Origin of the sequence: Kluyvera genomosp. 1 (assembly GCF_001266615.1) — a bacterium.
Lineage (GTDB): Bacteria > Pseudomonadota > Gammaproteobacteria > Enterobacterales > Enterobacteriaceae > Kluyvera > Kluyvera cryocrescens_A.
Genome location: NZ_LGHZ01000033.1, coordinates 16,407 through 26,078 on the forward strand (window position 1 = coordinate 16,407; position 9,672 = coordinate 26,078).

Sequence of the window (9,672 nt, forward strand, 5' to 3'; positions counted from 1 at the left end):
GGAGTAGTTATGAGTCGCTATCAGCATACAAAGGGGCAAATCAACGATAATGCCCTGGAAGCGTTATTGCACGATCCACTGTTTCGTCAGCGCGTTGAAAAGAATAAAAAGGGTAAGGGAAGCTATCTACGTAAAGAAAAACACGGTAAACAGTATGGTCGGGAGGCCAGTGGCAAACAAGCGATGCGCTTTTTTACCACTGGCCTTCTGCTTTCTGTCGCCTGATTAAGAACGGTTGTTTTGTTCTTTCAGCAGGTCACGGATTTCAGACAGCAGTACTTCTTCTTTAGAGGGCGCTGGAGCTGCCGGCGCTGGCTCTTCTTTTTTACGGTTTAACTTGTTCATCAGTTTAATTGCCATAAAGATAGCGAAGGCGACAATCACGAAGTCAAAAATATTCTGAATGAAAATACCGTAGTGCATGACTACCGCAGGAATATCACCCTGCGCAGCCCGTAAGGTGATGGCGAACTGCTTGAAATCGACACCGCCAATTAACAGCCCCAAAGGTGGCATGATGATATCGGCAACTAAAGACGATACGATCTTACCAAATGCCGCACCAATAATGACACCGACTGCCAAATCAACCACATTCCCACGCATCGCGAACTCGCGAAACTCTTTAATAATACTCATGTTATTCTCCCTTGTGCTAGCTGACGTTTATAAGTTTAACAAATGTTTATCTATTTTCCATCGGCGATAATAAATAGACGAGTTTTAATTAACCCTTATATAAGAGTGGGTTAATAAAAAAGGCACTCAGTGAGTGCCTGTTGAAGATTATAGGAAGAATGGACTTGGCTGGAAAAGCCGTTCAACATCCGAAATATATTTTTTATCAGTGAGGAACATAATGACGTGATCACCCTGTTCAATGCGTAGATTGTCATTGGCGATCATCACGTCGTTACCACGCACCACTGCACCGATAATTGTACCTGGTGGCAGTTTAATTTCATCAATGACCCGGCCAACGACGCGGGAGGTACTTTCGTCCCCGTGTGCTACGGCTTCAATGGCTTCCGCGACCCCGCGACGCAGTGATGAAACGCCGACAATATCGGCTTTACGCACATGGCTCAGTAATGCCGAGATCGTTGCTTGCTGTGGTGAGATCGCAATATCAATAACGCTACCCTGTACCAGATCGACATATGCTTTACGCTGGATCAGCACCATGACTTTTTTTGCACCCATCCGCTTTGCCAGCATCGCCGACATAATATTGGCTTCGTCATCGTTGGTGACAGCAATAAACAGATCAACTTGATCAATATGCTCTTCCATCAGCAGCTCTTGATCTGACGCATCGCCAAAGAAGACGATGGTATTCTGTAATTTCTCCGCCAGCTCTGCCGCGCGCTGTTGATCGCGTTCGATAAGCTTAACGCTATAATCTTTTTCCAGCCGTCTCGCCAGGCCTGCACCGATGTTGCCACCGCCTACCAGCATGATGCGCTTGTAGGGTTTTTCCAGGCGCTGCAGCTCACTCATTACCGCGCGGATGTGCTGCGATGCGGCGATAAAGAAGACTTCATCTCCTGCTTCGACGATGGTTGAGCCCTGCGGACGAATAGGCCTATCGTGACGGAAAATCGCGGCGACTCGAGTATCAATGTGGGGCATATGCTCACGCATAGTCGAGAGTGCATTGCCGACCAGGGGGCCACCATAATAAGCTTTCACTACGGCCAGGCTCACTTTACCTTCAGCAAAGTTAACCACCTGCAGTGCACCCGGATATTCAATTAAACGGTAGATATTGTCGATAACCAACTGCTCAGGCGCTATCAGATGATCGATCGGCACGGCATCGCTGTGGAACAGTTTTTCAGCATCTCGGACGTAGTCAGGGGAGCGGATACGTGCGATACGGTTTGGTGTATTAAATAATGAGTAGGCGACCTGGCAGGCCACCATATTGGTTTCATCCGAACTGGTCACGGCGACCAGCATATCGGCGTCATCGGCACCTGCCTCGCGCAAAACACGTGGGTGGGATGCATGGCCTTGTACGACACGCAGGTCGAATTTGTCCTGCAGGCTACGCAGACGATCACCGTTGGTATCGATAATCGTGATGTCGTTATTTTCTCCAACCAGGTTTTCTGCCAGCGTCCCACCGACTTGTCCGGCGCCCAGAATGATAATTTTCATCAGTTGCGACCCGTTATCTCATCACTTCTTGATTAGCTTAGCGTAGAAGAAGCCATCGCCTTCTTCCGCACCGGGTAAATTCTGGCAGCCAGGTAGTTCTGGCGTACCTGTTTCACTTAATGTCGCGTTTGGCGTGCGCTCGAGGAATGCCGCAATTTGTTGCTGATTCTCTTCCGGTAAAATAGAGCAGGTCGCATAAACCAGCGTACCGCCAGGCTTCAGGTGCGCCCAGGTTGCATCAAGGATCTCAGATTGCAGCTGTGCAAGTTCGGCAATATCACGGTCACGACGCAACCATTTAATATCTGGATGCCGGCGTATGACTCCGGTCGCTGAGCAGGGCGCATCCAGTAAAATGCGGTCGAACTGCTGCTCACCGCACCACTGCTGCGGATAGCGGCCATCACCCTGTTTGACGGTGGCTTTCATTCCCAGCCGTTTCAGATTGTCGTAAACGCGCGACAGACGTTTCTCATCCACGTCGACGGCCATGACGTTAGCCTCTGGTGCGACTTCAAGAATGTGCGTAGTTTTGCCACCAGGCGCGCAGCATAAATCGAGGATTTGCTCACCGTTTTGCGGCTGCAGGTAGCGAACACAGCCTTGTGCTGAAGCATCCTGCACCGTGACCCAACCTTGCTCAAAACCGGGTAATGCCAGCACGGATGTCGGTGTTTCCAGGCGTACAGCATCAGGGTAATCGGGATGAGGGAAACCGGTAAGGCCAGCTTCTGTGAGCAATGCCAACCAGTCATCGCGAGTATGATGATTGCGGTTGACGCGCAGCCACATCGGAGGACGTTGGTTATTGGCTTCAAGAATACTTTCCCACTGCTGCGGGTAGGCGTTTTGAATACGTTTCACTAGCCAGGACGGGTGCAAGAAACGCAGCTCACTTGTCGCAAATTCGGCCAATAGCTCTTCCTGGCGGCGCTGGAACTGACGCAGTACGCCATTAATCAGGCCCTTCAACTGGGGACGTTTGATAGCGACAGCGCCTTCGACCGTTTCGGCCAACGCCGCGTGGGCTGGAATGCGTGTATGTAGCAGCTGGTAAAGTCCTACCATGATCAGATAATGGACGGTACGCTGTTTACCCGTCATCGGGCGTTCCATCAGCTGTTTGATCATCCATTCCAACTGAGAGAGCGACCGCAGTACGCCAAAGCAAAGCTCCTGCAGCAGCGCTTTATCTTTATCGCCAACCTTTTGCTGCATCATGGGCAGGACGTTGCTTAGCGATTGCCCCTTCTCGACGACTTGCTCAACGGCCTGAGCCGCCATACTGCGTAAATTCAGATGTTTTTTCATAACCGTAGAAATAAAAATGCCCGGAGACTCCGGGCTTTAAAAAGAGATGAACCGTCAGAGGAGGCGGTTTCCGGGTATAAACCATTCACGGCGCGAATTTAGGAGATCCTGTGCGCTCATGGCTTTTTTACCTGCTGGCTGTAGTGAGAGCAGATTCAGAATACCGTCGCCAGTTGCGACCTGAATACCCTGACGACTCACTTCCAGAACGGTGCCCGGTTCAGCGTTGGCGGATTTATCAATAACCGTCGCCTGCCAGATTTTAACCGGTTGATCGTCAATCACGATGTAGCTCATCGGCCATGGATTAAAGGCACGAATACAGCGTTCGAGCTGGACGGCACTGAGCGTCCAGTCAACTCGAGCTTCTTCCTTGCTGAGTTTTTCTGCGTAGCTGACCAGTGATTCGTCCTGAACTTCAGGTTTGGCATTGCCGGTGGCCAGCAGATGCAGCGTGTGCAACAGCCCTTGCGGACCGAGATTTGCCAGCTTGTCATACAGACTCGCGCTGGTATCTTCCGCGGTGATTGGGCAGGAAAGTTTATGTAGCATATCGCCTGTATCCAGCCCAACGTCCATCTGCATGATGGTAACGCCCGTTTCGCTATCGCCAGCCCACAGTGAACGCTGGATTGGGGCGGCTCCGCGCCAACGAGGAAGCAGAGATCCATGCACGTTGATACAACCGAGACGTGGCATGGCCAATACTGCCTTTGGCAGAATCAGACCATAGGCCACTACGACCATGATGTCGGCGTTGAGAGCGGCGACCAGTTTCTGATTTTCTTCCGGACGTAGGGAAACCGGCTGGAAGACTGGAATACCTTTTTCTTCTGCCAGAACCTTGACCGGGCTTGGCATCAGTTTCTTACCACGCCCAGCAGGCCGGTCCGGTTGAGTAAATACGCCAACCACCTGGTGCTCAGATGACAGCAGCGCATCAAGATGACGCGCTGCAAAGTCAGGAGTACCCGCAAAAATAATACGTAGTGAATCTGACACGTTAATCCTTATCCTTAGGCACGCGCGTTCAGGCGATCCAGTTTTTCAACTTTCTGACGAATACGTTGCTGTTTTAACGGAGAAAGATAATCGATAAACAGTTTACCCACTAAGTGATCCATTTCATGTTGGATACAGATAGCCAGCAGATCATCCGCTTCGAGTTCGAATGGGTTACCGTTACGATCAAGAGCACGGATCTTCACGCGTTCGGCACGAGGAACCAGAGCCCGCTGCTCAGGAATAGAGAGGCAGCCTTCTTCAATACCAGTTTCACCGTCTTTTTCCAGCAGCTCAGGGTTGATTAACACCAGTTGCTGATCGCGATTCTCGGAGACATCAATAACGATAATTCGTTTATGGATATCGACCTGAGTTGCCGCCAGACCAATACCTTCCTCGGCGTACATGGTCTCGAACATATCGTCGACAATACGCTGGATTTCTTCATTCACTTCTTTTACCGGCTCTGCGACTTTGCGAAGACGCTCGTCCGGGATATGTAACACTTGCAAAACTGCCATAAATATCCAGAGTTCTGTTCAGGAGTAGGAAAGATTATTACCTCTATTCTAGACAAAACCCCCTCTAATTGACAGCATCACTGACCAATCGCAAGGATTGCTGATGCCGCATATGGCAAGGGAGAAAAGGATGTCACCAGAAGAGGTCGCCTTCCGCCTTTTGAAGGTCAACAATTTATGCGGTGATGAAATGCTGCACTTGCTGCGTATTTTATGTCAGCAGGCCATTATCACCCGCCATACCTTGTCTGCGTTAGGGTTGAGCGGTAAACAGGCCCAGCGTTTTTTTTCTTTCACTTCTGCAGAGCAGGATGCCGCTGACCGATGGCTGGCGTTGCCAGACAGCACGCTTTTGCTGGCCGACTCACCGCTTTACCCAGAGCCACTAAAGGCTATCCGCGATTATCCGGCGGTGCTGTGTGTTCGTGGCAACGTGCATTTACTTAGTTCGTTACAGATTGCCGTAGTGGGTAGCCGCCAGCATTCGCTTTATGGAGAGCGTTGGGGGCGTTATTTCTGTCAGGCATTGGCAAAGCATAGCATTACGATAACCAGTGGGCTGGCGCTAGGTATTGATGGCGTCGCCCATCGGGGAGCGCTTGAGATTGGGAGTGGGACGATTGCGGTTCTAGGAAGTGGTTTGAATCATATCTACCCTCATCGGCATCGAGCGTTAGCGGAAGAGATCGTGGCCAAAGGTGGTGCGTTGGTCTCCGAGTTTTCACTTGCTGCGACGCCCATGGCATTTCATTTCCCTCGTCGTAACCGGATTATCAGTGGATTGAGTCATGGTGTATTGGTGGTGGAGGCTGCATTACGCAGCGGTTCACTAGTGACGGCTCGCTGTGCTCTTGAACAGGGGCGAGAGGTCTTTGCTATTCCTGGCCCGTTGGGACACCCAGGAATGGAAGGGCCGCATTGGCTTATCAAACAAGGTGCGGTGATGGTTACCGAAGCTGAAGATATTCTGGCGCAATTCCCGTCTTTAAACAGACCGTTGTCCGTAAGTGCGGGGATGGCAAATTATTGTGCAGATAAGGAATCTGTAGCATTGCCATTTCCTGAGCTCCTGGCTAACGTAGGAGATGAGGCAACACCTGTTGACGTCGTCGCTGAACGTGCCGGCCAACCTGTGCCAGTTATCGTGGCTCAGCTACTTGAACTGGAGTTAGCAGGATGGATCGCAGCAGTACCCGGCGGCTATGTCCGATTAAGGAGGGCAGGCCATGTTCGACGTACTAATGTATTTGTTTGAGACCTACATCCATAACGAAACAGAAATGCGCGTAGATCAGGACAAACTGACTCGGGATCTTACCGATGCGGGGTTCGAACGTGAAGATATCTTCAACGCGCTAATGTGGCTGGAAAAGCTCGCCGACTATCAGGAAGGCCTCGTAGAACCGATGCAACTCGCATCCGATCCTCTCTCCGTGCGTATTTTCACACAGGAAGAGAGTCAGCGTCTGGATGCTAGCTGTCGAGGATTCCTGTTATTCCTGGAGCAGATTCAGGTGCTGAACCTCGAAACGCGGGAAATGGTGATTGAACGTGTGATGGCTCTGGATACCGCAGAGTTCGAGCTGGAAGAGCTGAAATGGGTCATTTTAATGGTGCTATTCAATCTTCCCGGCTGTGAAAACGCGTATCAACAAATGGAAGAATTACTCTTCGAGACGAATGAAGGTATGCTGCACTAATTATTCATGTGGCATCAAGAGTGGTTATGACCAAATCAGCACTGTTTTCGGTGCGTAAAAACGAGCCCTGTCCGCAGTGCGGGGCTGAACTAGTCATACGGTCCGGCAAGCACGGGCCGTTTCTTGGCTGCTCCCATTATCCGGAATGCGATTATGTGCGTCCCCTGAAAAATCAGGCGGACGGACATATCGTTAAAGTTCTGGAGGGTCAGTTGTGTCCTGAATGCGGATCCGAACTGGTGTTGCGCCAGGGACGATTTGGCATGTTCATTGGATGCAGTCAGTATCCTGAATGTGAACACACTGAAGTTATAGATAAACCTGACGAAACGGCCATCACTTGTCCTGCGTGTCAGCAGGGGCAGTTAGTACAACGTCGCTCCCGTTATGGTAAAAACTTTCATTCCTGCGATCGTTACCCAGAATGCCAGTTCGTTATTAACTTCACACCGGTAGCGGGGGAGTGCCCTGAGTGCCATTACCCGCTGCTTATCGAAAAGAAAACGGCGCAGGGCGTAAAACGTTTTTGTGCCAGTAAACAATGTGGAAAGCCGGTACCGGCGAAACAAATCAGTGAATAAAAACCTGCCATCAGAGACCGTACAACGTGCGGTTGTTGCTCTGAATAATAAAGAAGTCATCGCTTATCCAACCGAAGCCGTATTTGGTGTTGGTTGTGATCCTGATAGTGAAGAAGCCGTTATGAACCTGCTGGCGTTGAAGCAGCGCCCGGTAGATAAAGGGCTCATCCTCATTGCTGCCAGCTTCGAACAGCTTAAACCTTATATTGACGACAGCATGCTAAATGAAGAGCAGCGTGCGGCCGTCTTTTCCCGTTGGCCGGGGCCAGTAACATTTGTCTTCCCAGCGAAGGCAACCACGCCAGGTTGGCTAACGGGGCGATTTAACTCACTCGCTGTCAGAGTGACCGACCATCCAGTGGTGATTGAACTGTGCCAGGCTTACGGTAAACCGTTGGTTTCAACCAGCGCGAACCTAAGCGGTGAGCCGCCGTGTCGGACAACCGCTGAGGTTATCGCGCAGTTTGGCGGTGATTTCCCCGTGGTTGACGCGCAAACAGGTGGGCGGTTAAATCCGTCGGAAATTCTCGATGCCCTGACGGGCGAACGTTTTCGCCAGGGATAATGTTATGGAAAGCTACGTCGTTTTTGGCAATCCAATCGCGCATAGCAAGTCACCGTTTATACATCAACAGTTCGCGCAACAGCTCCAATTGATCCACCCCTATGGGCGTATGCTGGCACCGCTTGATGCCTTTATCCCTACGTTAGAGGCTTTTTTCCAGCATGGGGGGAAAGGCGCTAACGTTACGGTTCCTTTTAAAGAAGAGGCGTACGCGCGAGCCGACGAGCTAACTGAACGCGCAGCGCTGGCGGGAGCGGTTAATACGCTTAAACGACTCGATGATGGCCGAATTCTCGGTGATAACACCGACGGCATCGGTTTGTTGAGCGATCTTGAGCGACTGGACCTCATTAAACCAGGCTATCGTGTTTTGCTCATTGGTGCTGGTGGCGCGGCGCGAGGCGTTCTGCTGCCGCTGCTGTCTTTGGACTGCAGCGTCACTATTACCAACCGTACTTATGCGCGGGCACAAACGTTGACTGAACTGTTCCGTCATACGGGTAGCGTGAGCGCACAGCCGATGTCAGAACTTGGCGATCATGAGTTCGATCTCATTATTAATGCCACATCGAGTGGGATTGCCGGCGAAACGCCGCTGATACCGTCTTCGTTAGTGAACTCGCACGTACGCTGTTATGACATGTTTTATCAAAAAGGTGATACCGCCTTTTTGGCGTGGTGTATTCAGCATGGGGCAAAACGTTATGCTGATGGTTTGGGAATGTTGGTCGGGCAAGCGGCACACGCTGTTTTGCTTTGGCACGGTGTTCTGCCCGACGTTGAGCCAGTCATTGAATCGCTTAAACGTGAGCTTGGAGTATGAACCAGGCTATCCAATTTCCGGATAGAGAAGAATGGCGCGCGGATCTTCATGCGGTCTGCTTCCCTGCTCTGGTGAATGGCGTGCAACTAATGTGCGCGCTAAAGGCCGACGTGATAACTCTTCGTTTTGGTGGTGAAGATCCCGCACAGTGGCTGGCGCTGTTTTGTGAAAATCGCTGGGATCTGGAAGAAGAAGCCAGCGATCTTATTCGCGATCAGCAAGAGGACAATCAGGGCTGGGTTTGGTTGTCCTGATCCAGATAATCGTCTTTCCACTTCACATAGTTGTTGGCCGAATAACGAAGCCCCTCTAGTTCGGCCTCTTTCAAGGGTCTGACTTGCTTCACTGGACTACCTAGATAAAGAAAACCACTTTCCAGACGCTTATGTTGCGGTACCAGGCTACCGGCGCCAATCATCACATCGTCTTCAACAATGACACCGTCCAGTAATATAGAACCCATCCCCACCAACACCCGATTGCCGATAGTGCAGCCGTGGAGCATGACTTTATGCCCAACCGTGACATCTTCGCCAACGATGAGTGGATTCCCTTCAGGATTTTTAACCGACTTATGTGTAACGTGTAAAACGCTGCCATCCTGGATGTTAGTGCGTGCACCAATCTGGATATAGTTGACGTCGCCGCGTGCGGCAACCAGAGGCCAGATACTGACATCGTCCGCCAGACGAACATCACCGACGATGACGCTGGAGGAATCGATCATCACGCGATCGCCTATTACGGGGAATAAATCTTTATAACGACGCAAAACGGCTGACATGTTTACCTCTTTAAAACAGTACCTCAGTGAGTGTTACTTCTTATTATCAGCCCTATTTGTGGGTTTCTCATCTCAAAAATTAAGCAAATCGCGCACTTACAGTACAAAAAGAGTGAAAAAACGACACTTGGAAAAAAAACTGAGAAAAGGGGTTGTGCTAAAAACAAAGTTCCCTATAATGCGCACCCACTGAGACGGCAAACGTGAATCACTTCACAC

At 50.7% G+C, this 9,672-nt stretch carries 13 protein-coding genes; 7 read left to right on the forward strand and 6 right to left on the reverse strand.

Annotated elements, in window-relative coordinates:
* Positions 1-9 precede the first annotated feature (9 nt).
* Entirely contained in the window at positions 10-225 is a 216-nt protein-coding gene (locus KP80_RS17455; protein ID WP_052284896.1) for an alternative ribosome-rescue factor A, read from the forward strand.
* Here the strand turns inward: KP80_RS17455 and mscL are convergent, their stop codons facing one another.
* From mscL to def, 5 genes are all read right to left on the reverse strand, one after another.
* Positions 226-639, reverse strand: coding sequence for a large-conductance mechanosensitive channel protein MscL (mscL, locus tag KP80_RS17460; protein WP_052284897.1), 414 nt, complete (start codon positions 637-639; stop codon positions 226-228).
* Between the two features lie 147 nt (positions 640-786).
* Positions 787-2,163, reverse strand: coding sequence for a Trk system potassium transporter TrkA (trkA, locus tag KP80_RS17465; protein WP_052284898.1), 1,377 nt, complete (start codon positions 2,161-2,163; stop codon positions 787-789).
* A 21-nt stretch (positions 2,164-2,184) separates the two neighbouring features.
* On the reverse strand, positions 2,185-3,474 hold the full coding sequence (gene rsmB, locus KP80_RS17470; protein WP_052284899.1) for a 16S rRNA (cytosine(967)-C(5))-methyltransferase RsmB: 1,290 nt from the start codon (positions 3,472-3,474) through the stop codon (positions 2,185-2,187).
* A gap of 54 nt (positions 3,475-3,528) precedes the next feature.
* Positions 3,529-4,476, reverse strand: coding sequence for a methionyl-tRNA formyltransferase (gene fmt / locus KP80_RS17475; protein ID WP_052284900.1), 948 nt, complete (start codon positions 4,474-4,476; stop codon positions 3,529-3,531).
* Positions 4,477-4,490: 14 nt separating this feature from the next.
* Positions 4,491-5,000, reverse strand: coding sequence for a peptide deformylase (gene def, locus KP80_RS17480; protein WP_052284901.1), 510 nt, complete (start codon positions 4,998-5,000; stop codon positions 4,491-4,493).
* Positions 5,001-5,130: 130 nt separating this feature from the next.
* Between def and dprA the strand changes: the two genes are divergently transcribed.
* The 6 genes from dprA to KP80_RS17510 are packed head-to-tail and all read left to right on the forward strand — an operon-like array spanning position 5,131 to position 8,923.
* Positions 5,131-6,255 (forward strand): DNA-protecting protein DprA, encoded by a 1,125-nt coding sequence (gene dprA, locus KP80_RS17485; protein ID WP_052284908.1) that lies wholly within the window; start codon positions 5,131-5,133, stop codon positions 6,253-6,255.
* Positions 6,227-6,700, forward strand: coding sequence for a DUF494 family protein Smg (gene smg / locus KP80_RS17490; protein WP_052284902.1), 474 nt, complete (start codon positions 6,227-6,229; stop codon positions 6,698-6,700). The genes dprA and smg overlap by 29 nt, the downstream gene beginning before the upstream one ends.
* Before the next feature lie 26 nt (positions 6,701-6,726).
* Positions 6,727-7,281 carry a type I DNA topoisomerase gene (locus tag KP80_RS17495; RefSeq protein WP_052284903.1) on the forward strand — a complete coding sequence of 185 codons (555 nt, stop codon included), beginning with the start codon at positions 6,727-6,729 and terminating at the stop codon, positions 7,279-7,281.
* Entirely contained in the window at positions 7,274-7,846 is a 573-nt protein-coding gene (gene tsaC / locus KP80_RS17500) for an L-threonylcarbamoyladenylate synthase type 1 TsaC (protein ID WP_052284904.1), read from the forward strand. The genes KP80_RS17495 and tsaC overlap by 8 nt, the downstream gene beginning before the upstream one ends.
* 4 nt (positions 7,847-7,850) lie before the next feature.
* A complete protein-coding gene (gene aroE, locus KP80_RS17505) occupies positions 7,851-8,669 on the forward strand; it encodes a shikimate dehydrogenase (protein WP_052284905.1) in 819 nt (272 codons plus the stop codon).
* A complete protein-coding gene (locus KP80_RS17510) occupies positions 8,666-8,923 on the forward strand; it encodes a DUF1488 domain-containing protein (RefSeq protein WP_052284906.1) in 258 nt (85 codons plus the stop codon). The genes aroE and KP80_RS17510 overlap by 4 nt, the downstream gene beginning before the upstream one ends.
* Here KP80_RS17510 and KP80_RS17515 read toward each other — a convergent pair.
* The gene (locus KP80_RS17515; protein WP_052284907.1) at positions 8,899-9,453 is read right to left on the reverse strand and encodes a gamma carbonic anhydrase family protein; all 555 of its coding nucleotides are present in this window, start codon (positions 9,451-9,453) and stop codon (positions 8,899-8,901) included. The two genes, KP80_RS17510 and KP80_RS17515, sit on opposite strands and share 25 nt — an antisense overlap.
* Positions 9,454-9,672: the final 219 nt, after the last annotated feature.